General features: G+C 41.1%; 19 protein-coding genes. 13 read left to right on the top strand and 6 right to left on the bottom strand.

Annotation, left to right across the window (positions count from 1 at the left end):
• Positions 1 to 28 precede the first annotated feature (28 nt).
• Positions 29 to 1,000 (top strand): putative RNA methyltransferase, encoded by a 972-nt coding sequence (locus ACT3S4_RS12870; RefSeq protein WP_346014819.1) that lies wholly within the window; start codon positions 29 to 31, stop codon positions 998 to 1,000.
• Positions 1,001 to 1,098: 98 nt separating this feature from the next.
• On the opposite strand, the gene ACT3S4_RS12865 is transcribed toward ACT3S4_RS12870, so the two are convergent.
• The 3 genes from ACT3S4_RS12865 to ACT3S4_RS12855 all read right to left on the bottom strand — a co-directional run bounded on the left by ACT3S4_RS12865 (position 1,099) and on the right by ACT3S4_RS12855 (position 4,604).
• Complete coding sequence (locus ACT3S4_RS12865; RefSeq protein WP_201560605.1) at positions 1,099 to 2,622, bottom strand: phospholipase D-like domain-containing protein; 1,524 nt, start codon at positions 2,620 to 2,622, stop codon at positions 1,099 to 1,101.
• A gap of 172 nt (positions 2,623 to 2,794) precedes the next feature.
• A complete protein-coding gene (locus tag ACT3S4_RS12860; protein WP_444761196.1) occupies positions 2,795 to 3,589 on the bottom strand; it encodes a YdcF family protein in 795 nt (264 codons plus the stop codon).
• A 109-nt stretch (positions 3,590 to 3,698) separates the two neighbouring features.
• Positions 3,699 to 4,604, bottom strand: a complete 906-nt coding sequence (locus ACT3S4_RS12855) for a LysR family transcriptional regulator (RefSeq protein ID WP_201560607.1) — start codon at positions 4,602 to 4,604, stop codon at positions 3,699 to 3,701.
• 157 nt (positions 4,605 to 4,761) lie between these two features.
• Between ACT3S4_RS12855 and ACT3S4_RS12850 the strand changes: the two genes are divergently transcribed.
• From ACT3S4_RS12850 to ACT3S4_RS12825, 6 genes are all read left to right on the top strand, one after another.
• Positions 4,762 to 5,151, top strand: a complete 390-nt coding sequence (locus ACT3S4_RS12850) for a RidA family protein (RefSeq protein WP_201560608.1) — start codon at positions 4,762 to 4,764, stop codon at positions 5,149 to 5,151.
• A gap of 48 nt (positions 5,152 to 5,199) precedes the next feature.
• Positions 5,200 to 6,675 carry an aldehyde dehydrogenase family protein gene (locus tag ACT3S4_RS12845; protein WP_201560609.1) on the top strand — a complete coding sequence of 492 codons (1,476 nt, stop codon included), beginning with the start codon at positions 5,200 to 5,202 and terminating at the stop codon, positions 6,673 to 6,675.
• A gap of 106 nt (positions 6,676 to 6,781) precedes the next feature.
• A complete protein-coding gene (locus ACT3S4_RS12840; protein WP_201560610.1) occupies positions 6,782 to 7,771 on the top strand; it encodes a membrane dipeptidase in 990 nt (329 codons plus the stop codon).
• A 223-nt stretch (positions 7,772 to 7,994) separates the two neighbouring features.
• On the top strand, positions 7,995 to 9,680 hold the full coding sequence (locus ACT3S4_RS12835; protein WP_201560611.1) for a BCCT family transporter: 1,686 nt from the start codon (positions 7,995 to 7,997) through the stop codon (positions 9,678 to 9,680).
• Positions 9,681 to 9,806: 126 nt separating this feature from the next.
• On the top strand, positions 9,807 to 11,546 hold the full coding sequence (locus tag ACT3S4_RS12830) for a hypothetical protein (RefSeq protein ID WP_444761195.1): 1,740 nt from the start codon (positions 9,807 to 9,809) through the stop codon (positions 11,544 to 11,546).
• Entirely contained in the window at positions 11,530 to 12,255 is a 726-nt protein-coding gene (locus ACT3S4_RS12825; protein ID WP_443564076.1) for a DUF3726 domain-containing protein, read from the top strand. Before ACT3S4_RS12830 ends, ACT3S4_RS12825 begins: the two co-directional genes overlap by 17 nt.
• An 848-nt stretch (positions 12,256 to 13,103) precedes the next feature.
• Here the strand turns inward: ACT3S4_RS12825 and ACT3S4_RS12820 are convergent.
• The 3 genes from ACT3S4_RS12820 to ACT3S4_RS12810 form a co-directional block, all read right to left on the bottom strand.
• The gene (locus ACT3S4_RS12820) at positions 13,104 to 14,240 is read right to left on the bottom strand and encodes a GTPase (RefSeq protein WP_444761194.1); all 1,137 of its coding nucleotides are present in this window, start codon (positions 14,238 to 14,240) and stop codon (positions 13,104 to 13,106) included.
• 406 nt (positions 14,241 to 14,646) lie between these two features.
• Positions 14,647 to 15,549 (bottom strand): WYL domain-containing protein, encoded by a 903-nt coding sequence (locus ACT3S4_RS12815; RefSeq protein ID WP_444761193.1) that lies wholly within the window; start codon positions 15,547 to 15,549, stop codon positions 14,647 to 14,649.
• 208 nt (positions 15,550 to 15,757) lie between these two features.
• Entirely contained in the window at positions 15,758 to 16,063 is a 306-nt protein-coding gene (locus tag ACT3S4_RS12810; protein ID WP_444761192.1) for a hypothetical protein, read from the bottom strand.
• A 295-nt stretch (positions 16,064 to 16,358) separates the two neighbouring features.
• Between ACT3S4_RS12810 and ACT3S4_RS12805 the strand changes: the two genes are divergently transcribed.
• The 6 genes from ACT3S4_RS12805 (at position 16,359) to ACT3S4_RS12780 (ending at position 24,516) form a co-directional block, all read left to right on the top strand.
• Positions 16,359 to 19,442: a type I restriction endonuclease subunit R gene (locus tag ACT3S4_RS12805; RefSeq protein WP_444761191.1), complete on the top strand. Its 3,084-nt coding sequence runs from the start codon at positions 16,359 to 16,361 to the stop codon at positions 19,440 to 19,442.
• On the top strand, positions 19,436 to 21,073 hold the full coding sequence (locus ACT3S4_RS12800; protein ID WP_444761190.1) for an HsdM family class I SAM-dependent methyltransferase: 1,638 nt from the start codon (positions 19,436 to 19,438) through the stop codon (positions 21,071 to 21,073). Before ACT3S4_RS12805 ends, ACT3S4_RS12800 begins: the two co-directional genes overlap by 7 nt.
• Positions 21,066 to 22,226 carry a restriction endonuclease subunit S gene (locus tag ACT3S4_RS12795; RefSeq protein ID WP_444761189.1) on the top strand — a complete coding sequence of 387 codons (1,161 nt, stop codon included), beginning with the start codon at positions 21,066 to 21,068 and terminating at the stop codon, positions 22,224 to 22,226. The genes ACT3S4_RS12800 and ACT3S4_RS12795 overlap by 8 nt, the downstream gene beginning before the upstream one ends.
• Positions 22,227 to 22,265: 39 nt before the next feature.
• Positions 22,266 to 22,697 carry a hypothetical protein gene (locus ACT3S4_RS12790; protein ID WP_444761188.1) on the top strand — a complete coding sequence of 144 codons (432 nt, stop codon included), beginning with the start codon at positions 22,266 to 22,268 and terminating at the stop codon, positions 22,695 to 22,697.
• Positions 22,698 to 22,783: 86 nt separating this feature from the next.
• Positions 22,784 to 23,722: a hypothetical protein gene (locus tag ACT3S4_RS12785; RefSeq protein ID WP_444761187.1), complete on the top strand. Its 939-nt coding sequence runs from the start codon at positions 22,784 to 22,786 to the stop codon at positions 23,720 to 23,722.
• Between the two features lie 350 nt (positions 23,723 to 24,072).
• Positions 24,073 to 24,516, top strand: a complete 444-nt coding sequence (locus ACT3S4_RS12780; protein ID WP_444761186.1) for a hypothetical protein — start codon at positions 24,073 to 24,075, stop codon at positions 24,514 to 24,516.
• The last annotated feature ends 213 nt before the right edge of the window (positions 24,517 to 24,729 follow it).

Genomic DNA, 24,729 nt, shown 5'->3' with positions numbered 1-24,729 from the left:
GCCATATTGCGATGACGTTGAGATACTTGTGAGCTTATTTATTTGTCCCCTTTGCCAATCACCCATGCAGCCTGCCGCAGATACGTGGCGCTGCGATGGCAGCTTGCACCCAAAACAAACCGCTCATCCATTTGATGTGGCACGTCAGGGTTATGTTAATTTATTGCCCGTGCAACAAAAAAAATCCAAAGCACCGGGCGATAGCCAGCAATCAATTGATGCGCGCAAACGGTTTTTAAACGCTGGACATTATCAGCCATTGCAGACGCTTATTTGCCAAAAAATGAGGGAATTGTTGGCGAAAAATGAGTCGGTCGCTGATTCAGCAATTGAGCCGATAACTACAAAGGATAGCAAGGCAATCAATTGGTTGGATATTGGCTGCGGTGAAGGATATTACACGCAGGCAATGGCACAGACAGGCATGGATACTCTCATCGCCGCAGATATCAGTAAACCGGCTGTGGTAGAGCTTGCGAAAACAAGCAAAGCGGCGGGGCGTCTTTGGTATCAGCAAGTTAAAGACAGTGTTACTAATGCGACAGCCAAGTCGGCAGTCATCTATCCGCTTGTTACCAGCGCTGCCCATTTGCCGTTACGCGCGCATAGCATAAAGGGCATTAGCAGTATCTTTAGCCCTATCTTGCCAGACGCGTTCAATGAGGTATTGACTGCAGACGGTTATTTAATCATTGCCAAGCCAGATATCGGGCATCTAGCGACGATGCGCGAAGCGTTATTTGACAACGTCCGGGAGCATGATTCGGATAAGTTTTTGCATGAATTGGCTCCATATTTCACGCTAATGGGTACGGAGCATGTCAGTACCGAGATGACGTTGTCAGCCGCTGATTTGGCTGATTTGATGACCATGACGCCTTATGCTTATCGCGCGCTTAATGAAAAAAGACAGGCGCTACTAGCAGCGGTCGAAACAGAACCCTTTACGACACAAGCTAAGTTTGTCATCTATATTTTGCAGAAGACAGCAGCTGAATAGAATGGCTTAAGGTCATTAGTATTTTTTCATGACATTTATCTCATTTTTAGCCCGTTTAGATATGATCAATTGAATTGAGGACACGCCCTAATAATGGGTTACAAAACAGGTCCCATCGTGGCGACAATGTTATTCCAGATTTTATAAGATAACGGCCAGTTTTCAACTTGCTCACGAGTGACTTCTTCAGAATCAGCGATATACTGGTATTGTCGCTCAATGATGGCCGCTGTGAGCGTTTTATCGCTAAACACAATGTTGTTTTCATAGTTCAAATCAAAGCTACGCAAGTCTAAATTGGTCGAGCCAATCAGACTGATTTCGCCATCGATGGTCAAGGTTTTTGCGTGTAATAGACCGGGTTTATATTCGTAAATATTGACCCCCGCTTCAAGCAGCTGCCAGTAATAACTGTGGCTGGTAGCAGCCACGACTATTGAGTCGTTATTCTTTGGGAAAATCATGGTTACTTGTACACCGCGATAAGCGGTCGCACACAAAATGCTGACGAGCGAATAATCAGGCACAAAATAAGGCGTTGAGATGATCAGGGTTCGCTTTGCCTGACCAATTAAGACACCTAAAAATTGCGGCGTGGTGCTGCGTCGTTGGGTAGGACCATCAGAAAAAACCTGTGCAGCAAAGCCTTTTGGCGGCAATGTGACTGGTAAAGGTGGCGGTGATGTTATTGGTAAAGGCTCATCAGTTTCTGGCTGTGGGGATTTTTGTTGCTTTAGTTGTGGGTCAATAAAATAAGGAAAGCTGTCAAGCGGCGTATCAGGATTTTCAGTCAGCCAATCACTGGCAAACAACATCTGATTCTGTGCCACCACTGGTCCTTCGACCCGCAGCATAATGTCTACCCACGGCGCAAATTTTGGCTTTACACGAAACTCAGGATCGGCGCAGTTGCGACTGCCACAGTAGCCGATTTTGCCGTCAATAACCGTAATCTTGCGGTGATTTCGCAAGTCAATCCGGCTAAACATGAGTACCTTTAAAATATTACTAATTGGTAGGGCAACACTGACTTGTACGCCAGCTTCTATCATTTCCTGCCATATCTTTGAGCCGACCATTTTTCGTGAGCCCATACCGTCAACCATTGCTCGGCATATGACGCCGCGCCTTGCCGCTCGTATGAGTGCTTGAGCAGTATCGATTCCCATACCATCGATTAGCCAAATATAATACAGCACATGAATATGATCGGTCGCTGCATCAAAGTCGGCAATCATACGTTTGCGCGTCTCAGCCGCATCTGCCATCAGCTCTGCGTGATTGCCCACCGTTGTATGATAGCCAGTTGCATTGGCAGAGTAGGCAAAGGCCGCTTGGTATTCAGGTTTGATAGCCTCCGACAAAGCGATGTCATCACCAAGTACTTCAGGACTATGTGCGCTTAATTTATCGATGATTTCTTTACGTTTGCGCGTAAAATCGCGTCCTAGATGCACCTCACCAAACATCCAATAAATTACAACCCCCAGATAAGGCAAAATGAACAATATGACGAGCCAAGCAAGCCGAGCGGGCGAGGTCAGATCATGGCGCGCAAGCACTCGCAAAGAGATCAGTATCAGTAGCATAAAATGAACAGTTAAAAAGATATCCAATAGCATAATGCGCTCCATCATTATTATTTTTATTTGCAGTATTTATCAGCGGTTCTTACTGATTATAACGCACTGTAAAATTACCACCGTTTTGATTGGTAAAAACAGCAATGCGACAACGCTGGAGCTATGATACTTAGCAGTAAGCTTGTTTAAGCTGGTGAAATATACATCACCATTAATATTCTCCTAACAACCAGCCACTGACAAAGGCAAAATACTCGCGAAACCAAGCGTTGTAACGAATGGATAAAGGCGTGGGACTGGCGACGGTGATCGGTTGTGTATAACCCTGATGTCGCGCAATGCTGGCCGCGCGAATGCTATGAAAGTCACTGGTAACGATGGCGATAGGATCAGTGATAGATAGCCCTTTTTCTTCTAACAACGCTCGGCTATTAGCGAGGTTTTCTTCCGTACTGGTACTTTTACCTTCTTGTAAAATGCGTTCGAATGGCACACCATGTGCCTCATGCAAATACGTGGCCATGATATCGGCTTCGCTATGTGTACGCTGAAAACCAACGCCACCACTGGTCATCACCAAAGCATCTGGTTGTGTCTCGATAAGGGGCACAGCGGTGTCCAAGCGCTTGGCGAGCGTCGGTGTCGGCTTACCTGCAACCGTGCCAGAGCCTAGTACAATAATCGCTGCCACTGTCGGTGCAGGCTGCTGGCTAAGCGCAATCTGCTGTTGTAATGACCAAATAAATAGAGCGAAGCTCAACAACCAAAGTATAAATACAGCCCATAACCCATACCAAAGGCGGTTAAAGCCATAATATTGGCTACAAAACCTGCGTATTGCATGCCAAAAAATTCCATGTATGACAAAAACCATGCCGACTAAAAAAGGTACAACCGAGCCGAAATTAACTTTACCGACGACCATCAATGCAGCGCAATCGATGATAAGTATGATGCCGATAACAGATAAGAGGCCACGAGTAACGGAAATTAAACCTTTAGACATAGTGAAAGACGCTTTTATTCAAGTGAATGGAATTTCTGATAGTGGCTTATAAAAGTAGGCGGTAATGAGGTATGTTTTAACCCATTATTAATCTATTTTTAACCTGTCTTTATAAAATATAGTGATTCTGGACATACTGAATGCACAGTTCATGAAACGCTTGTGCTGGCGGTGAAATCGTTTTATTTGCCAATTTAAAAATACCAATTTGTCTGTCTAAGGCAGGTTCAAGTAAGTCGAGCCATACCAATTCTGGCTCATTCGACGGAAAGGCGAGCTTGGGTAGGGTGGTTATGCCAAGATCATTGCGTAATAATGAAAATAAGGAAGTAATATTCTCGACCGTGTAACGCGCATTGCGGTTGAGCACCTCGGCGGGTGTGTTTTCGAGCAGTCGACAAGTGCCATTATAAATAAAAGGCTGGGTCATCAGTTGTTGCCATTTAAGCCCTGCTTTTTGTTGGTTTCTTGACGGTTTTACTGGTTGATTTAACGAATTGCTTCTTAAGCAGACCACGCCAATCGGGTCAGATATGAGCAAGGTGAAATCTATATTTGATTGGTCGATACTGGTGCAGTTGCCCAATGCCAAATCGATTTCACCTGCCAATAAACGATTGGCCACACCGACAGAGTTATCATCTATTAGTACAATCTCGACATCAGGATATTTCTTGGAGTACTCAACCAACACGCTAGGCAAGAGTTTTGTCACCAGTGATGGCACGCTTGCAATCCTTATTTTGCCTTTATCGCCAGCGGCTGCTCCTTTTAAATCATCCTCTAGCGCTTGATAAACCGTCATAAACTGCTCGATTTTGGGTAAACAAGTCTCGCCAAAAGGCGTGAGTGTTGCTTTATTTCCTCCTTCAAATAAGCGCTGACCCAGTGTTTTTTCCAATTCCTTTATCGAGGCAGACAACGCCGCTTGCGAGCGATTGGCGCGATCCGCCGCCGCCCGAAAGCCGCCTTCCTCTACCACGCATAAAAAGTGACGTAATTGCTGTAATTTCATAGGCTTATTCTTCACCACTATTAATATATAAGATATCGTCTATGATAGATTAAATCTATCATATTCTAAATTTAATTAGTTAGATTTATCGTTAGTACTTGGGTAGGATAACTCTATAGCAATCGCTGCCCAATCATTGATCAAAGGATATGACGACATGACGACTCATTCAACCAAACAATCCATCAAAACCTCACTTTATGCGTCTAAAGCCCCTCTAGAATGGGCGATCACTTGCAATGGTACGTTGTACACCGCGCAGATTCCTATCGATGAAAATGGTGATGTGGTTGCAGGTGGTATCGAAGCGCAAACCCGTCAAACATTAGACAATCTCAAGCACACACTAGAATGTGCCAATGTTGGTATGGATTCGGTACTACAGGTCATGATCTATGTGACCGATCGCGACTATCTAAAAACGGTCAATCAAGTTTATGCTGAATACTTTGAAGCACCCTATCCAAATCGGGCAGCGCTCGTGATAGCAGGACTGGCTCGTGAAGAAATGCTGGTTGAGCTGGTTGTATATGCCGCTGTGCCTTAAAACTAATTTTAATATTCCATCTTTTAATACTTTATCAAGGAAGCTCTTATGTCAGCTCACACCGCCCAACAGATATTGCAGCAAGACCCAACCAAATCACTTTATATCAATGGTGAATGGCAGGCAGGCGTAAATACCGTTGCCAATATTAACCCATCTGATATCACTGACACTATCGGTGAGTTCGCACAGGCCAGTGGCGATCAAGTCAAAGATGCCATTGCTGCTGCCCGTCACGCTCAGCCAAAATGGGAAGCAACTTCTTTAGAAAAAAAGCAGTCTATCCTACAAGCGATTGGCGATGAAATGATTGCTCGCTGTGATGAGCTAGGTACGCTGTTGTCTCTTGAAGAAGGTAAGCCATTTGCCGAAGGACGTGGCGAGATTTACCGTGCGGGTCAGTTCTTTCATTATTATGCCGCTGAAGTATTGCGCCAAATCGGTGATAACGCCGCCTCAGTACGCCCTGGTGTCAAGGTTGAAGTCACCCGCGAAGCAGTCGGTGTGGTCGCTATTATCTCACCTTGGAACTTTCCAACGGCCACCGCTGTATGGAAGATCGCGCCAGCGCTAGCGTTTGGTAACACTGTCATTTGGAAGCCTGCGAATTTAACGCCAGCCAGCGCAGTAGCATTGGCTGAAATCATTCACCGTCAAGGCATGCCAGAAGGGACATTTAACCTGCTACTGGGTGGCGGCTCGTCAGTCGGTGATGCACTCATCAATTCTACAGATATCGATGCCGTTAGCTTTACGGGTTCTGTACCAACAGGTCGCAAAGTTGCTGCTGCGACGGCACCGAACTTTATTCGCTGTCAGCTTGAGATGGGTAGTAAAAACGCCTTGGTCATCGCTGATGATGCTGATTTGCAAGTTGCTATCGATGCGGCAGTGGCTGGTGCGTTTGGTGGTTCAGGGCAGAAATGTACGGCTTCTTCACGCCTCATCGTAATGGACAGTATTCATGATGCCTTCGTCGAAGGTGTGGTCGCAAAAATGAAGACTTTAAAGGTCGGTCATGCGCTTGATGAAGGTATCTTTATGGGGCCTGTCGTCGATGACAAGCAGCTGGCATCAAACATGGACTGGATCGAAAAAGCCAAGCAATCCGGTGCCAATTTAGCCTTTGGTGGTGAGCGTTTAGAGATGCCGCATGACGGCTACTATATGTCGCCGACGTTATTTACCGAGACGGACAACAGCTGGGATATCAACCAAGAAGAAGTATTTGCGCCGCTCGCTTGCGTCATGCGTGTCAAGGATTTGGACGAAGCGATTGCCATGACCAATGACACGCGTTTTGGTCTGACGGGCGGCATCATTACCCAGAGCTTGCGTAGCAGTGCGATGTACAAAGAGCAAGTGCAAGCAGGTTGCGTGATGGTCAATCTAGCGACTGCGGGAACTGACTACCACGTGCCGTTTGGTGGTCGTAAACAGTCAAGCTTTGGCCCGCGTGAGCAAGGTCAATACGCTAAAGAATTCTATACCATCGTCAAGACCGCTTATCAAAAAGCGTACTAGGCATGTCTTAACAAGCATACTCGCCGCTATCGAAGTGACACGGTGTGAAAAAGCACTTAATAGCCAATGATAGCGGCCACTGATAAAAGTATTAAAGGGAATTGATATGTACCAAGATCATATCGTCATTGACGGATTACAGTATAGCCATTGGGATCGTGACTACTTTAAGATGCTACAAGCCAGTGGTATCAATGCGGTACATGCCACCTTGGTCTATCACGAAGATGCCCGTCAGACCATGACCCGCTTTAGCGAGTGGCACACACGCTTTGAGCAAAATAACGATCTTATCTTGCCAGTGTACTCAGTAGCTGATATAAAAACGGCAAAAGAGCAGGGCAAAGTGGGCATTTTCTTTGGCGCACAAAACTGCTCACCAATCGATGATGAAATTGGTTTGATTAGCGTGATGCGTCGTTTAGGTTTATTGATTATGCAGCTGACTTACAACAACCAGAGCTTACTAGCCACTGGTTGTTATGAGCAGAATGACAGCGGCATCACACGTTTTGGTCAGCAGGCGATCAAAGAGATGAACCGTGTCGGTATGATCATCGATATGTCTCATAGCGCAGAGCGCTCCACGCTTGAAGCGATAGAAATCTCATCGCGTCCGATATGTATCAGTCATGCCAATCCAACCACAGCACACGATGCCCTGCGTAATAAATCGGATACGGTCATCAGTGCCTTGACCCAAGCAGGCGGGTTGTTAGGTTTTAGCTTATACCCGTTTCATTTGCCAAATGGTAGTGCATGTACGCTTGATGACTTCTGTACGATGATTGCTAACTGTGCTGACAAATATGGCGTTGAGCATTTATCCATTGGTAGTGACTTGTGTCTCAATCAACCGCAAGCCGTGCTTGAATGGATGCGTAATGGGCGTTGGTCAAAAGCGATGGATTATGGTGAAGGCAATGCCAATAATTCAGGTTGGCCTGACACGCTGCCGTGGTTTGCTGGCAAGGACGGTATGGAAAACATCTATAACGGTCTGCTCAAGCACGGTTTTAACGAAAGTGATGCTGGAAAAGTCATTGGTCAAAACTGGTTCGATTTTTTAGAGCAAGGCTTAAAGCCTTTGGCTTGAGCAGCCACTTCTAAAGATTTTTTAGCCAGTTATTGTGCGAAACCGCTATAAAATGACAGGCGTTTTATAGCGCACAGCCATTTGAAATAGACAGTTTTGAAATAGAGAGCTTTAAAGTAAATAGCTTTGAAGTAAATAATATGGTGAGGCTATGTGGTTATATCCTCATTGCGATACCTCTGATTTAAAACGCAACATTAGCCTTAGCATATGGAGCCACATCATGGCCGATTTAAAGGGACTTAATCAAGTTGAGCAAGGACGCTCAAACGCTGCCAATAGCACAGCAGATAAGGTCAGCGCTGTACCAGCTGCTGCCGATATTGATGCGTTGGGGCTAAAAAATCCTGCCTTTTGGTATAGTGGCGGGTTTATTACAATTTTTGTGCTCATGGCGATTTTTGCAGAAGCACAGTTAGCAACGATTGTGGATGTTGGTTTTAAATGGTCGGCCAATATCTTTGGCCCTTTTTGGCAAATTTTGCTTCTCGCTACTTTCGTCATCGCTTTAGCGGTTGGTGCAGGTCGCACGGGTCGTGTTATTTTGGGCAACTTACCAAAGCCTGAAATGGACAATTTCAAATGGATGGCTATCCTGTTTTGTACATTGTTGGCTGGCGGCGGGGTTTTTTGGGCGGCGGCAGAACCTATTGCTCATTTCGTGTCAGCGCCTCCCTTATACGGTGAGTCACCAGACTTGCAACAACGAGCATTTAACGCCTTATCACAATCTTTTATGCATTGGGGATTTTTGGCGTGGTCGATTGTCGGTAGTTTGACCGCGATTGTGGTCATGCATCTGCATTATGACAAAGGCTTGCCGCTGAAACCTCGCACACTTCTTTATCCTATGTTTGGTGAGCGCGTACTTACTGGTCAAACGGGCGCGATTATCGATGCTTGTTGTATCGTTGCCGTTGCCGCTGGTACGATTGGTCCTATCGGTTTTCTGGGTCTACAGACCAGCTATGCACTCAATACCTTGTTTGGTATTCCTGATACTTTTGCCACCCAGCTTATCATTATCATATTCGCGATTGGGCTTTATACCTTATCAGCGATCAGTGGTCTTGCTCGAGGCATGCAATTGCTCAGCCGCTTCAATGTCATATTGGCAGTTGCGCTGATGGTCTTTATTTTGATATTTGGACCGACCAATTTTATCGTCAATGGTTATATTCAAGGTGTCGGCACGATGGTCGATAACTTTATTCCAATGGCCACTTTTCGCGGTGATGAAGGCTGGCTTGGCGGTTGGACCGTGTTCTTTTGGGGTTGGTTCTTAGGTTATGGCCCGATGATGGCTATCTTTATCGCTCGTATCTCACGTGGTCGTACGATTCGTCAATTGATTACCACGGTTTGTATCATTGCGCCACTCGTTACTTGCTTTTGGTTCACCGTCGTTGGTGGTTCGGGTCTGGCGTTTGAGATTGCCAATCCGGGCAGTGTCAGTAGCGCATTTGAAGGCTTTAACTTACCTGGTGCACTATTAGCCGTTACCCAGCAATTACCCTTTCCTTTAATTACCTCGATATTATTTCTAATTTTAACCACCGTTTTTATCGTCACGACAGGTGATTCGATGACCTATACCATCAGTGTGGTCATCAGTGGCGAGCGTGAGCCAAACGCCATGATTCGTACCTTTTGGGGCATTATGATGGGGGTGACAGCGATTGTTTTAATCTCGCTTGGTTCAGGTGGCGTGACAGCATTGCAGTCTTTTATCGTGATTACCGCTGTGCCTGTCTCCTTTATCCTGCTGCCATCGCTATGGAACGGGCCACAAATTGCCCAGCAAATGGCGCGAGAGCAAGACTTGTATCGACCTAATCAGGTAGAGGTAAGACATAAAATTAGCGAAGAAAAGCTCGCTAAGGAAAAGCTTACTCAAAAAACTGATTGACTACCAAACGGTCAAGGTCAAAACAACGATCCTAAAAACGGCTGAATACTTATTTACCAATAGATATCATCATTGGCATTATTAACAAAGCTGCTGGCTCAATATATTAGGTAAGGTAGTGAAATTATGAATATGATTCATGCAAATAATGAAAGAATTAATGTCAAGCCGCCTCAACTGAGCACTGACTTTCGTACTCGTGACGTGATTATGAATGCAGAAAGGTTGGGCGCGATGCACCAAACTCGCATTAGCTTTGTGCGCACGTTACTGCGTAAGATTGATAGAGAGCAATGGACGCTCAGTACCCATTTGTGGGATTTGGATGAGCAAGGCTATGGCACGGTTATTTATCGCCTCAATACCCCAGAGCATCTGTATCATCTGGTGGTGTTTTGTAATGAGCTGGCTGATGAAGAGCGTAATGATAGGGTGATTGCCCAAAAATGGGATGTGACCTTTGGTCTGGTCTTTGGTGAGATAAGTGAGGAATTACTGGATAATCTACAAGCCAATGTACCACTGCAAGAAGCAGGTCGCAACTCTAATATGGTGATGGTGCTGGCACGAGCAAATAAGAGCGTACGGGTCTTTGATCATATCGTTAGCTCACTCGCCATTGGTCAGCAACCAGATTTAGATATACTCGCGCAAGTGGGTTATATATTGCGCACTACTGCCGTCTATGGCAATGGTAAGTTTGGTATTTATGACTTCAAACCGTTAGATCACAGTGCAGATTTTGATCAATCCTTTCGCGCGCAGATGTGTGCCGTGTATTTGCTGCGTGAGTTTAGCTTAGATTGGGTCGATTATTTGGCAAAGCAAAAAGGCGGTAGCAACGCCGCTGCGCTGCATCCAGAGATTAAGCGTTACTTGGGAGTTGGTAACGCCACCGGTCTGGGCATGGCACCGTATCTAATCAACCATCCTTGTGTCGTCGATCAATGGCTAACTACCCGTGAAGAAGCGTTGCAAGTAACACTGATCTGCCAGATTGAACCCAAAAAAACCGCATATTTTGCCAGTTTAATCAAACGTGCTATTCAGCATTTTAGCGAGATTGTTACCATCAATGAGTCGCAAATCAAACTCAATGAAGCGGTCGTTGCAGAATTAGCCGTATTACAAAATAATTTGATGGTAACCATTAATCAATACAGTACATGGGCAGAGTTCTTACAAGCTCACCATCATCTAAGCCTTGAGAGCCAAGAAGTGATTATCTCTTGCTTGATGGAGCTTTATCCTGAGCGTGTCGATGCGTTTCAAGAAAAAATAAATGCCGATGAAACGCTGTCGCTACCGAAAGGCAAGGTGATCCAAGATTTAATCGATGTATTAGAGCGATATTATCAGTGGGTGATTAATATTGATTTTAGCCAGCCCGATAATAGCCATTGGTTTTGGTATCGCTCGGTGGATAAAGAAGAGCCAAGGATGGGCGTGCGCGGGCAAGAACCGGGTGCTGATCGTGAGCTTGCATTAGACATCGCACGGCAAGCAAATAAGCTGTATCTCGCATTGAAACCCACCGATCCAAAGCAGCTCATTTCAGAGTTCATCTTAAATCAGCCAAAATATCGCTCGATTGCGCGCCGCGTTTGGACGATGGGACATAAGCCACTGGGCGATATTCAGATGAATGTCTTGCATAAAACCGCATTACCCATGCACCTGTTACGGTGTAAATTATCGATGTTTGGTGCCACCAAGTTCGATCCCAGATCAGATCGCTGGGTGCGGATCACCTTGTTTCAAGGTGCGCCTTTGTTTGCAGAAGTGCATAGTGATGAGTGGCTGTTTCCTTTATTACCCGATTTATCGAAAGAGCAGGGAGGTTTGACTCATGATCGTATCGCATAATGAAATCGTGACGATAGTACACAAAGCCTTTACTGGGATGCACCGAGAAGTAGGCGAAGCGGATGTGATTGCTACTATGGTTGCTGAGTTACAGATGGCGGGCTTGGACGGTATCAGACACTTTAACAATGCCAGTCCGTATATCTTAACTGAGCACGATACGCCAATCGATATCGTCCATCAACAAGACGGCGCTATTCGTTTAGATTTGCATGGTAGCAGCTTGGCTTGTCACTTGCCGACTATCATTGACTATGCTCTGGAAAAAATGGGTGATTTGGCGCATTTTCATATTTATTTACAGAACTGTCATAACCGCTGGTTGGCTTATAGTGAGCTGGTGGGGCTGGCTGCCAAAGGCTTTGCTTGTTTAGCTAAATGGGACAATGGCTCTGTGCCCAAGCATACATTATTTACGTTAAATCAAGGTTTTGTGTATCCTGATTTATACTTTTTTGACCAAGCACAAGCCAATTATAATACTAATGATATGATTATTGAAATTGCGACCCAAAATTTTGATATTGAACAGGATACACAGCATTTCAATCGTAAAATATCGACAGATGAGCTATTTGAAACGCATCAGTGCGCATGGAAAGAAGGCATCTATGTCGACGATGCGCAGTGGGCGATACTCAAAAAAACGGCTGCTGCGATGTTGGTAGAAAATAGCGAAACATCAAGTAAAGGTGCGGGAGGAGCGTAAGCGACAGGAAGGTAATAAATAAAAGGTGACAAAATGACATAGGCAAATAAATTAAGCCAAAAAGAGGCTTGTAATTAAAAATTTCAGAAAGTGTTTTGGATTAAAAGGTATTTCGGAGTTGTTTGAACAGATGGGAAAAGCTAGAGGCTTTGATTAAGCAGAATAAGATTGGCGGTGAAGGAGGGATTCGAACTATATAATTAAGTATCTGATTTAAAACAATTTTATATGAAGAAAATTATTTTTAGACCAGCAATTAGACCAACAGCGACGCAGTATTGGAGGCAATACAAGTAATAGGATTTTTCTCGAAAATATTTGTAACTAAATATTTCTAATATCTCATCTAGTCTCAAATACATATTATCACTAAAAAATCAGTTTTATCAATCTAGGCTCTTTTTAGACTTCTACTACTTAGGGATTTTACTACTATCTCTCAATTTTTCACAGACTTCCAAATTCATTTTTACGAATCCGTATCAATCATACAAATGCGATAGATATTTTTCGTGATAGTCTTCGATACGACAAATGAGTGGACGCTCTTCGTAGCTAGTGCAAAGCAAGCTGATATTATCGAAGTGATGGCACTTGCCATCACTTCGATCTAATTTAGAAAGTACCAAGTTATTTCCTATGTTCTTGCAACATAGTCCACACGAGGTATACAGAAAAACTAACACACCTTTTCAATTTACAAAAGCTATCATCTAAAATACGACTTCATAGCTAACCTCACCTCACTAACACAAAAGGCGTTTTCAACTGTTTTAAAATTAATTGCACTTATAGACTTCTTGAATATATGGGCTTCAAAACACCCTAGTGTATTAACGAGATAATATTTACTTAACAAACTGAGATAGAAGTTCCATTATCTTTTTTCTATCACGTGTTTTAACTATATCCCAAATTTCCTTTAGACCCATATTTTTGAGTATACCGTAGAAAACTTGATATTGCTCTTTTAGTTCTTTTTTGTCGTCTAAGTTATAATCATTTTCGTAAACCCAATTTACTGTACTTAGCATTGCTATTGTTACCCCGGCTGCTACCCCGGCTGCTGCTACATCTATAATACCTGTAGGAGGTAAAAATGATTTGGCGACCAAAAATAAGCTTGAACCGATACTTTGACTAGCAAATAGTGGAAGGGCAGCTACTGCAGACTTCTTGCTTAATGCTTCGCCAGTATAAACATAATGGATAGACATAATCGCGGCACCTTGAATGCCTGTAATATAAACAGCACTACCTGGTATAAATGCTGCTCCTGCAACAGCTACTAGCGAAGAATATATAATTCGTTTTGCAAGAACCGACTTCTTCTCCATCTCTCTTTCTAAGACTAAAGCTTTTCCATATTTTTTCAAGAATTGTAATATATCTCGTTTTAAAACATCAATTCCACGTATGTCCAGCTCTATATCATCATCATAGTCAGGATCATACCCATCAGCACAAGTTTGATATATTATATCTTCTTCATTTAGATTTAGAACTTCAGACCATTGGTTTGTTACTTTGTCCAGTGCTGACTTCTTTTTATCGTATATATCAATTTTATTAAGAACTACGAATACTTTTTTGCAGTATGCTTTAAGCTCGTCATAATGTGCTTTTTGAGATTCATCAGCAGAATCTGATACTACTAGAATGCCTACATCAATTTCACCCATTGCTATTCTAGTTGCATCGCTATTCTCTTTAATGATATCTCCTAAACCAGGAGAGTCCATTATTTCAACATTTTTACCTAGCTGGAATCTTGTAACTTTAGTAGTGACCCCAGATATAGCACCTACATGTGCAAGTTTGTCCGCCTTAGTTTTGTTAAACAGAGCATTTAGAAGCGAGCTTTTGCCTGTACTAACCTTACCAACAATTGCTACTACTACCTTTTTCTCTAGATTCTTTTCAACATCTTCTAATAACTTTTCAGCGTCTTGTTCATCATAATGTTTTTCTGTTTGTTCGCTCATAATGTACTCTTTAGTTTAGTGAGTTTTTTTATACTACAGTGATAAAAAATCGATTAAAGATTTAAGGATCCATTAGAACCATTATTTTTATAAATGTTTCGTTTTATACATTTCTGTGTTAGTTATTTGATTATTAATTAACATCTTTAAAACTATTAGAATAGGTTTTATAACTATATATTTTGAATTCAAGAAAAGTTTTTCTAGCTTGGTTTTCGATAATATTTGTTATGAAAGCATCAAGCCCTCAACCAATAACATCGCCTAATATTGGAACTACTTTACCTAAATTAATTAACCTTTAGTTCCAAACTTTGTGACAAGTCTAAAACCAACGGCTTCACTTACTTTATTCAGGATATCTCTTGTTACATTTCTTTATAAGAGATTAATAATTCTCGTAATATCACTTCACTAAATACCCTCTCAAAACATCTTCCATCTGCTCTTGAACCGAACTCGGACTTATCACCCGAATATGCGGTATCCAGTACTGTGCTATAGGGATAACATCTCTTGGATGGACCTCCTTACATACCAGTAGTAAATCGCCATTATCGAGCCGACGTACCAGCTCTTGATTAGGCAACAGGTCACGGCGCTCAAAATATCCAGCAACCTTGGCATTGACTTGCAAGACAATTTCACTGATCTGACTACCGATGAATAAACTGTCCGTAGCGACGATTTCGGATTTTATGTCCTCAGAGCATTCAAAGGTCTCAGCGTTGACTTTTAGATTACTAATCTGAGTAAAGCAAAAGGTTCTTGTCTGTTCATTCCAGCGTCCAACTACGTACCAGATGCCGTTTTTGTTGAGCAAATGATAAGGTGCTAAACGGTGGTGTTTGCTGTTGTTATCAGTTGTGCTGTCACTAACCTTGCGATAATCGAACTCAATATACTGGCACTCGCTAATTGCTTGATTGATGGCTTTAAAGTCATACATACGCTCTTGAATGTTCTCGTAAGCAAAACCTTTAACTAAGATGCTTTGGTTCAATTGCTGTTGAAAGAATTGCCGATCAATTTGTGGTAGCAAGTCTTGCACACTAGCAAAATTAGCAAAGCGCTTGATTTCAACAGTATCTAAATAGCCAACCTTTTTAGGACTAAGGCGATAAAACTGCGGGCCTATTTCACTAAAGTCCAGCATGGCTAAGCGTTCTTGAAAATCGCGTTTAAGCGTACGGGTACAGACCTGATAATCTTGGGTCAGCGTGTCAATGTTGAGACGCTCACCATCATTGAGTCTAATAATAATATCGGCTAACCGATAAGCGAGCTTTTCATGCTTTTTTGAAGTCATACAGATACGATCATATTAATATTAGGATATAAAAAGTTACTGAAATACTACAGAAAGCTAATTATGCACTTTTATCTATATTTATCAATCATAATTTAGGTTCATTAAGCCACAAGTACAGTTAGTATTAAGCATGAATAATTATTAATACATTTAGTTATGGATAAACATCGGTCAAATTTTAATAGAGCGAGTACTGATTACATAACTAAAGTCGCCAGCGACCATAATCTTTTTCATAAAAAACAATGGTTTGTACGTTGTGTAGCGATAATTCACGGCTGATCTGTAATTGCTTAGCTATTCTCTTTTGACCTTTGACACGCAAGAATTGATATAGACCTGTTGGATCTTCCATAACTACATGAGAGTTTAAGTCTATGCGTCTGCCAGATTCAAACTCAAACCAAATGGCAGTATATTGTTGAGGTAGTTGATGTGCATGAGAGAAACATGATCGAGATGAGGACATCAGCTGTTGATTGTTGTTTTTAGATTTTTTAAAGAACCACATTATTTCTCCCCTCATAATTATCAGGACTGAGACTAAAGTATAGAGGGTAGAGGTGACAGGTTGTGTCCGATGATAAATTAATCGCATTCAATAATGTAAAAATCACAAAAAAGCCCTCAACTAGTGAGGGCAATTATGAAGATATAAAATAACTAGAAGAGAGAACTCTTACCTGATATTGCTATACTGATGCTTAAAATGAAAAATCTTAACGACACCGATTGACGTATAGTGACTCTTATCTATAGATTTGATAATACAACTATCCTACTATCTGCTAAGCGAGTTAATTGCCATGAGCTTTAATGAAGACTCCCGTGTAAAAATCCCAACAATCCTTCATTTGATGAAGCTAGGTTATCAATACTTATCGCTTAAAGATACCAAATGGGATATCGATACCAACATTTTCCCTGAACTTTTTCATGATGCCATGATGCGAATAAATGGGGGTATTAAAGACGATGAGGTCAAACGCCTATTCGAAGATGTGAAGTTGCTCTTAGACAATGAAGATTTAGGGAAAGCTTTTTTTGACAAGCTATCTGAGCGTTCAGGTACGAAGTTGATTGATTTTGAAAACTTTAATAATAATAGCTTTCATGTGGTTACGGAGCTGACCTGTAAAAATGGTGACGAAGAATTTCGTCCTGACATCACCTTGCTCATCAACGGTATGCCATTAGTGTTTATAGAGGTCAAAAAGCCGAATAATCGAGAAGGTATTATCGCTGAGAGAAATCGTATCAATACACGATTTGAGAACCCTAAGTTCAAACGGTTCGTTAATATCACGCAGTTTATGATTTTTTCAAATAACATGGAATACGTGGATGGCGACCCTGAACCATTACGTGGAGCCTTTTACGCTAGTTCTTCTTACCACAAACCGATATTCAACTATTTCCGTGAAGAAGAGACGTTCAACTATACGGCATTACTAGAACCAGTTACTGACGCTGATGAGCTTAGAGTACTGAAGGATAACAACTTAGAAGTCATTCGAAATAGCTCGGAATTTAAAACCAATAAGCAGCCAGAACGTCCTACTAATAGCATCTGTACCTCTTTACTCAGTCGTGAGCGATTGGCATTCGTTCTGCGTTATGCGCTGGTTTATGTGAACGAGACTAAAGGGCTAGAGAAACATATCATGCGTTATCCGCAGATATTTGCGACTAAGGCTATTGGTAATAAGCTCGATGAGGGTATTAGAAAAGGTATTATCTGGCATACACAAGGCAGCGGTAAAACTGCCCTGGCTTTTTATAATGTGCGCTTCCTAACAGACTATTTTCAAAAGCAAAGAATAACACCTAAGTTTTATTTCATCGTTGATCGATTAGACTTACTACAACAGGCACAGCGTGAGTTTACAGCGCGTGGTCTAAGAGTTCGAACCGTTGACTCCAGAGATGATTTTGCGCGTGACATTAAGGCAACCAAAGCCATTCACAATGATGCAGGCGTACCTGAGATTACAGTGGTCAATATACACAAGTTTAAAGACGACCCTGACGTTGCTTCAACCAAAGACTATAACGTTGATATTCAGCGAATATATTTTTTAGATGAAGTGCATCGTAGCTATAATCCTAAAGGCAGTTTTTTAGCCAACCTAAAAGAATCAGACCCTAATGCTATTAAAATCGGTCTGACAGGTACACCGCTATTGGGGGATGACTATAACTCAAGAGCCTTGTTTGGCGATTATATCCATAAATACTATTACAATGCTTCTATTGCCGATGGCTATACCCTCCGACTGATAAGAGAAGAGATATCTACCAGCTATAAACTTATCCTACAAGAAGCTCTTGCTAAAGCAAAGGTGTTGGTAGGTGATGTTAAGCGTGAAGACATATATGCTCATTCTTGCTTTGTTGAGCCGATGCTTGAATACATTGTGTCAGATTTTGAAAAAAGCCGTGGGGCGCTAAATGATGCGAGCATCGGCGGCATGGTTATTTGTGATAGCGCACCACAAGCCAAGCAGATGTTTGAGCTTTTTAATAAACTCTATGCTCAAGACGAAGCGGCTACTAACAATCAAGAGCCGAACTCCAATATTAAAACCTTGGCAGAGATACGTTATGAAGAAACAAAAGTTAAATCTGCTCAATTGATTTTGCACGATATTGGTACTAAAGAAGAACGTAAAGACTGGATAGAAGATTTTAAGGCTGGAAAGATAGATCTTTTATTTGTGTACAACATGCTACTGACTGGCTTTGATGCCAAGCGTTTGAAGAAGCTATACCTTGGGCGTATGGTTCGTGCACACAATCTCTTGCAAGCACTCACTCGTGTGAACCGTACCTATAAAGATTTTAGATATGGCTACGTGGTTGATTTCGCAGATATCAGTAAAGAGTTTGATGCGACTAATAAAGCCTATTTCGAAGAGCTACAGTCAGAGTTTGGCGATGAAATGGAGAGCTACTCACATCTGTTTAAATCGCACGAAGAGATACAGCAGGAAATTGAGCATGTTAAGGACGTACTGTTTCTTTACGAGACGGATAACATGGAGTTATTCAGCGATCAAATTAGCCAGATTCAAGATAGAGAAACGGTACTTAGCCTTAAAAAGGTACTGGCTGATGCTAGAAGTCTATATAATCTGGTTCGGCTTCAAGGTGACTATAAATTCTTAGAAGAGCTTGATTTCAATAAGTTAAACGTTCTTTACCGAGAGACCAGTCAGCATCTTGATTTACTGAATACTAAGCAGAATCTAGAGCAGGGTATAGGCACAAGTAATTTACTTAACCAAGCCTTGGAAGATGTGATATTTAAGTTTACTAAGATAGGCGAAGAAGAGCTGGTACTATCTGATGAACTTAAAAGCACCCTACGCAAAACTCGTGAAGCAATGGCTAGTAACTTTGATCAACAAGATCCTAAATTCATTAGTTTAAGAGAAGAGCTAGAACGAATCTTTAAAAAGAGAAAGCTGAGCGAAGTCTCACAAGAGCAGATGAATGCAAATATTGATGAGCTTACTAAGATTCATAAACGCATAAAAGAGCTCAACCGTATGAATGAGCAGATGCGACATAAATATAAAGGTGATGCCAAATATGCTCGCATACATAAGCGTCTGACGGAGCAGCAGCAGACTGATATAAATAGCTCCGAACGCACCATACATGAAGCACTAATGGCTGTAAAAAATGATGCGGATGAGAAGGTGCTTAACAGCAGTCAAATCGTCGATAATGAAAGCTATTTTGAAGGGCAGATGATGCCTATCGTTATTAAACGTTTTATGAAAGACCACAAGATCAAATTAAAACCTGACAGTTCACGCTACATTAATAAGCTGGTTGTCTCAGAATACATCAATGAATATAACGTTGGAGCAAGACCATGGTAGAGCTTGAGTTTAAAGCGAAAACCCAAGAATTAATCGATAGTTTAAAAAGTATTTGTGCCAATTATGGTCTAGGTAATGACGGTAATGAGTTCAAAATCATTACCCAAATATTCTTGTACAAGTTTCTAAACGATAAATTTTCTTATGAGGCTAAGAAAATAGATGAGGATGTCGCTAAAGCTAATAACTGGGAAAAGTCGCTTAGTGATATGAGTGATGAAGACTATGAGATGCTACAGCTACAGATGAGCGCAGACACTGCTCGTTTGGAGCCTCAGCATTTTATTAGCTATCTATTCAGCCAGAGTAATGCGCCTGACTTTGCTAAGCTATTTGATGACACGCTGATTGATATCGCCATTAAGAACAACGACATCTTTGCGGTAAAAACAGATGGTGGTGCAAAGGTCGTGCTATTTGATCGTCTAAGCCAATACATCGCTGATGAGTCTAAGCGTGATGATTTTTGCCGTGCGGTAATCAATAAGCTGATTGAGTTTAGCTTTGAGCGTATCTTTGACCAAAAATTCGATTTTTATGCCGGTATTTTTGAGTACTTAATTAAAGACTATAACAGTAACTCGGGCGGTAAATATGCCGAGTATTTCACGCCTCATGCGGTCGCTCGCATTATGGCTGAGATACTGGTGCCACAAGCGGAGCGTGGTACGGTAAGGGATGTCACATGTTACGACCCTTCAGCAGGTTCAGGTACGCTATTAATGAATGTTGCCCATGCCATCGGTGAAGATCGCTGTACTATCTATACCCAAGACATCTCTCAAAAATCATCGAACCTATTACGCTTAAACCTGATTTTAAACAATTTAGTACATTCGATACCTAACGTGATTCAAGGTAATACGATTCAGCACCCTTATCATAAAGACGATGAGAAGCTTAAGAAATTTGACTATATCGTTTCTAACCCACCGTTTAAGCTCGACTTTAGTGACTATCGAGATGCGCTAAATAGTAAAGAGAACAAAGAACGCTTTTTTGCAGGTATTCCGACAATACCTAATAAAAAGAAAGAAAGTATGTCAATTTACCAGCTTTTCTTACAGCATATCATTGCTTCACTTAAAAAAGGTGGTAAGGCAGCGGTAGTAGTACCCACTGGCTTTATTACGGCCCAGTCTGGTATTGATAAAAAGATTCGCCAAAAATTAGTAGATGAAAAGATGCTCGCTGGTGTGGTTTCTATGCCATCCAATATCTTTGCTACCACAGGGACAAACGTCTCGATATTGTTTATCGATGACAGCAATGATGGCGATGTCGTATTGGTCGATGCGTCTAACTTAGGTAAGAAGGTCAAAGAGGGAAAAACTCAAAGGACGGTCTTGAGTGCTAAAGAAGAGCAACAGATTGTTAACGTGTTTAATGGCAAACAGCAAGTCGATGATTTGTCCGTAGCGGTAAGCTATGCTGATATAAAGAAAAAAAATTATAGCCTGAGTGCTGGTCAGTATTTTGAAGTAAAAATTGAATATGTCGATATTACTGCTGAGCAATTCGCTGAAAAAATGCAAGACTTTACTAATAATTTAGATAAATTGTTTAAACAATCTCATGATTTGGAAAGTAAGATTAAAGGGCATCTGGCGGAGTTAACAATCGATGATTAAAACATTAGAGAGTGCCTGCTACATAAAAACTGGTAAATTAAATGCAAATGCGGCAGTCAAAGATGGTATTTATCCATTTTTTACATGTGCAGAATACCCCGATGAAATAGACCATTATGCTTTTGATGATGATGTTGTATTAGTAGCAGGAAACAATGCTAGAGGTAACTTTCATGTCAACAGATACGAAGGTAGGTTCAATGCTTATCAGAGAACCTATATATTAACTACTAAAGCTGGTTACAGCATTGATTTTATTTATTATGCTTTGAAACTTGAGTTAAAGCGTTTGCGAGAAAAAGCACAAGGCTCTCAAACTAAGTTTCTGACTATGCCTATTTTAACTAGTATCTCTCTTAGAGATATCACGTATGACGCGCAGTGCAAGATTGCAAATACGTTAGTAGCAATAGATAAAAAAATCGAACTGAACAACCAAACCAACGCTGAGCTAGAAGCCATGGCAAAGACACTGTATGACTACTGGTTTGTACAGTTTGATTTTCCTGATGCAGACGGTAAGCCTTATAAATCATCTGGCGGTAAGATGGTGTATAACAAAGCGTTGAAGCGTGACATTCCTCAAGAGTGGAAGGGCTCAACTTTATGGGATATTGCAAAATATTATAATGGTTTGGCGATGCAAAAATATCGTCCAACAGGAAATGACTACCTACCAGTAATCAAAATTCGTGAGATGAATAATGGTATTGGCCCAGACACCGAAAAAGCAAGAACTGACATACCGAAAGCTGCTCTTATCGATGATGGTGATTTATTATTTTCATGGTCAGCTACTTTAGATGTCAAAATTTGGTCGCAGGGTAGAGGAGCGCTTAACCAGCATATTTTTAAAGTTACTTCTGATGACTACCCTCAGAGTTTTTATTATTTTGAGCTGATGAACTATCTGAGCCATTTCAAGATGATGGCTGATTTGAGAAAAACAACGATGGGTCATATCACCTTAGAACATCTCAAGCAAGCTAATATTGTGCTACCGCCTATTGAGGTTATTAAAAATCTTGACGAAAAGCTAAGACCTATTTTCAAGAAAATCCTAATATTGAAAAAAGAAAATAACAGTTTAGTTGAGCTTCGAGACTGGCTATTGCCTATGCTAATGAATGGTCAGGTGACGGTAAGTCAGTGAGTATTAATTTTTTTCAAAATAATAATAAGGTAGAGGGTTATGGAACTTGTAGCAAATGTTTGGCCAATCGTAGATCAAATGACTGGTGTCGTTCAGCGTTTTTTATTTAGAGCCTATGCTCTAGATGCAACCGATCAAGAGATAAGTACGGTTCTTAATATACTCGCTCGTTCTGACTATCGAACGGCACAGGTAGTAAAGATTCCTGATAATTACAAGCTTAGCTCTGAGCATGGGACAATGTCTGGGGCTGTGGAAGCACCTTTGTTTAATCAATATATGCACAGTATTGTAGAGGACAAATTGATAGCTACTGAAAAGTCCTTTGCTAATATGAATAACTATGGAATAGGCGTAGATGGCCCACTCATCCCTGAAGCCTTAACATTTCCGGCAGAGCCATATTTTGTGACAACCTACTTGTTAGAGTCACCTAGTGGTGAGCTGACACCGCATATAAAAGCAGATTAGCTGAGATTAGAGATTGGTTACTGTCTATGCTAATAAATGGTAAGGTGACGGTGAAATAGTCAATGCCATATAAAGGAAGGACGCTAATGAGAAATGACATATGGTTTGATGATGACAACCGGAAAGCGATCTACAACAAGTATGAAAGGTATTGCCGTTTTTTTGATGCCTTATCGCATTCAAACGGATATGAAGGCGTTGGTCGTGGGGAGTCAGGTCTTTCTTTTTCATCACACGAGCTTGAGCTGATATTAATGCTACGCCAAGTGTTTATTGTGGATATAAAAAAAGATAGTTACTTATTAGATTTATTAGAAGGCTTTAATCAATTAGCGGAATGGTTTAAACATTTTGACCAAGCTATAGCTGACTGTGACTACCTATTCGTTCAGGCATATATTGCATTTATACATAAGCAGATTAACTATTACTTTTCTGAGGAAGATTTAGACGCAACAACACAAGAGAACTTATTAGCCTTAGCAAGATTTTCTGTAGAGATGGCTGAGTCGTATGCGAATCAAAGTATGAGTTACAAGTATATTCAGCTTGAGTCAGTTGCTCTTGAAGAGCGTTTAGAGCAACGCAATCAGAATTTATATGCACTCCTATACTCGTTAGGTAGCTTGTCTGCAAATACTAAAGATAAGCTGATTGGTGAAATAATTACCACGATAAAAAATGAATATCTTCAACAGCCACCGCTGGATGACGATGGGTTTGCTAACCTTCATGAGTATTTAGGTTATATAAATTATCATGGTGGTGATCATTTTTTATACCAGACGGCAATTGATGAATTAGATAATGATATTCATTGTGAAGTGTATCATTTACCTTTACCTGATATGGTTACGCTTCTTGAGGACGATATATACGAGATTGTCGATGATGCAGATATGCAAGATATTGATAGCTGGAAGGGCTTTGAAGATGTTATAACGGAAAGCCATAAATTTGATCAGTTGCTACGAGAAATAAAAGATGAGTTTATGCGCGGTGTGCCTGAGTATTTTCCTGAATGATTAACTGAAGTAAAACCTAAGTAATGGTTGTTCGCGTCATAAAAAAGCCCCTTAGTTATTTGCTAGGGGGCTTTTCGATGCGTAGTTAGAGACTGTATTTGAGGCTATAAAAAATGTTATTAGCAGTGCTGTATCAAGCCTATATTCTCTCAACTATATTCCATATCATCTGAGAAAGTCCAGACTGATAAATAGTTTATTTTTAATTAATGAAGTTATATTGCTTGAATGTTACCAATCAGTTATATTCGTATTATCAAAACATATCTGAACAAACTAAATGTATTAGTGACAAGTGGTGAAAATACTTTGCTACTTGGAAGCTGATTCAACTATGAGATAGGAAATTTATGATTTTTTTAAATAAAGTAGCGATTGGTTTAACTATGATGTTTGTAACAGCAGCTTCTGCTAACGCTTATTCCGCTAGAGCTTACTCAACTGAGGGACAAGATTTTGCAATAATTACAGTTTATGAGAATTCACATGGTGCTAGTCTTAGTGGTTATGGAAAATCAACTGTATGGGAAGCCAGTTTAAGTGAAGTGATTTCATATAACAAAAGAACGAAAAGACCTGAAATAGTAGACATTATTGTACAAACATATGGTTATGACGATAGATGGAATTATGCTGCACGGATTAACTGTGTTGAACCAGCTAAATCCTACATTAAAGAGCATGGTAATCCTAAAAATAAAACTAGTTTCAAGAAAGCTATGCAACTTGATTATGGTAATCCATTTTTTATAGAAAGGAAGGCTGTTGAAGGTATATTCTCTAACTACTGCTAATTATGACTCATCTATTATCAAGTCAGGATACTTCAAATAAAAATACATAAAGTCGTAAGGATATGAACTTGGTATTTTCAAAAAAACTAATAATTGTGCTTTTATCAACAGCCTCTATTTTAAGTGCTAATCAGACCTCAGCACGGCCAACAACAGATAAAATGACAATCTGCTATGGTGTAGATAAACAAGATAATATGTCTTTTAAGACAC

This window comes from Psychrobacter sp. AOP30-A2-5 (genome assembly GCF_052378115.1).
Lineage (GTDB): Bacteria > Pseudomonadota > Gammaproteobacteria > Pseudomonadales > Moraxellaceae > Psychrobacter.
This window is presented reverse-complemented; position numbering and strand designations above follow the sequence as displayed.

What these genes read in the sequence shown, in the direction of transcription:
- ACT3S4_RS12865 (WP_201560605.1), bottom strand. Translation starts at nt 2,622, where the DNA reads ATGCTATTGGATATCTTTTTAACTGTTCATTTTATGCTACTGATACTG.
- ACT3S4_RS12780 (WP_444761186.1), top strand. Translation starts at nt 24,073, where the DNA reads ATGATTTTTTTAAATAAAGTAGCGATTGGTTTAACTATGATGTTTGTA.
- ACT3S4_RS12825 (WP_443564076.1), top strand. Translation starts at nt 11,530, where the DNA reads ATGATCGTATCGCATAATGAAATCGTGACGATAGTACACAAAGCCTTT.
- ACT3S4_RS12845 (WP_201560609.1), top strand. Translation starts at nt 5,200, where the DNA reads ATGTCAGCTCACACCGCCCAACAGATATTGCAGCAAGACCCAACCAAA.
- ACT3S4_RS12815 (WP_444761193.1), bottom strand. Translation starts at nt 15,549, where the DNA reads ATGACTTCAAAAAAGCATGAAAAGCTCGCTTATCGGTTAGCCGATATT.
- ACT3S4_RS12790 (WP_444761188.1), top strand. Translation starts at nt 22,266, where the DNA reads ATGGAACTTGTAGCAAATGTTTGGCCAATCGTAGATCAAATGACTGGT.
- ACT3S4_RS12835 (WP_201560611.1), top strand. Translation starts at nt 7,995, where the DNA reads ATGGCCGATTTAAAGGGACTTAATCAAGTTGAGCAAGGACGCTCAAAC.
- ACT3S4_RS12850 (WP_201560608.1), top strand. Translation starts at nt 4,762, where the DNA reads ATGACGACTCATTCAACCAAACAATCCATCAAAACCTCACTTTATGCG.
- ACT3S4_RS12830 (WP_444761195.1), top strand. Translation starts at nt 9,807, where the DNA reads ATGAATATGATTCATGCAAATAATGAAAGAATTAATGTCAAGCCGCCT.
- ACT3S4_RS12820 (WP_444761194.1), bottom strand. Translation starts at nt 14,240, where the DNA reads ATGAGCGAACAAACAGAAAAACATTATGATGAACAAGACGCTGAAAAG.
- ACT3S4_RS12785 (WP_444761187.1), top strand. Translation starts at nt 22,784, where the DNA reads ATGAGAAATGACATATGGTTTGATGATGACAACCGGAAAGCGATCTAC.
- ACT3S4_RS12810 (WP_444761192.1), bottom strand. Translation starts at nt 16,063, where the DNA reads ATGTGGTTCTTTAAAAAATCTAAAAACAACAATCAACAGCTGATGTCC.
- ACT3S4_RS12840 (WP_201560610.1), top strand. Translation starts at nt 6,782, where the DNA reads ATGTACCAAGATCATATCGTCATTGACGGATTACAGTATAGCCATTGG.
- ACT3S4_RS12855 (WP_201560607.1), bottom strand. Translation starts at nt 4,604, where the DNA reads ATGAAATTACAGCAATTACGTCACTTTTTATGCGTGGTAGAGGAAGGC.
- ACT3S4_RS12805 (WP_444761191.1), top strand. Translation starts at nt 16,359, where the DNA reads ATGAGCTTTAATGAAGACTCCCGTGTAAAAATCCCAACAATCCTTCAT.
- ACT3S4_RS12800 (WP_444761190.1), top strand. Translation starts at nt 19,436, where the DNA reads ATGGTAGAGCTTGAGTTTAAAGCGAAAACCCAAGAATTAATCGATAGT.
- ACT3S4_RS12795 (WP_444761189.1), top strand. Translation starts at nt 21,066, where the DNA reads ATGATTAAAACATTAGAGAGTGCCTGCTACATAAAAACTGGTAAATTA.
- ACT3S4_RS12860 (WP_444761196.1), bottom strand. Translation starts at nt 3,589, where the DNA reads ATGTCTAAAGGTTTAATTTCCGTTACTCGTGGCCTCTTATCTGTTATC.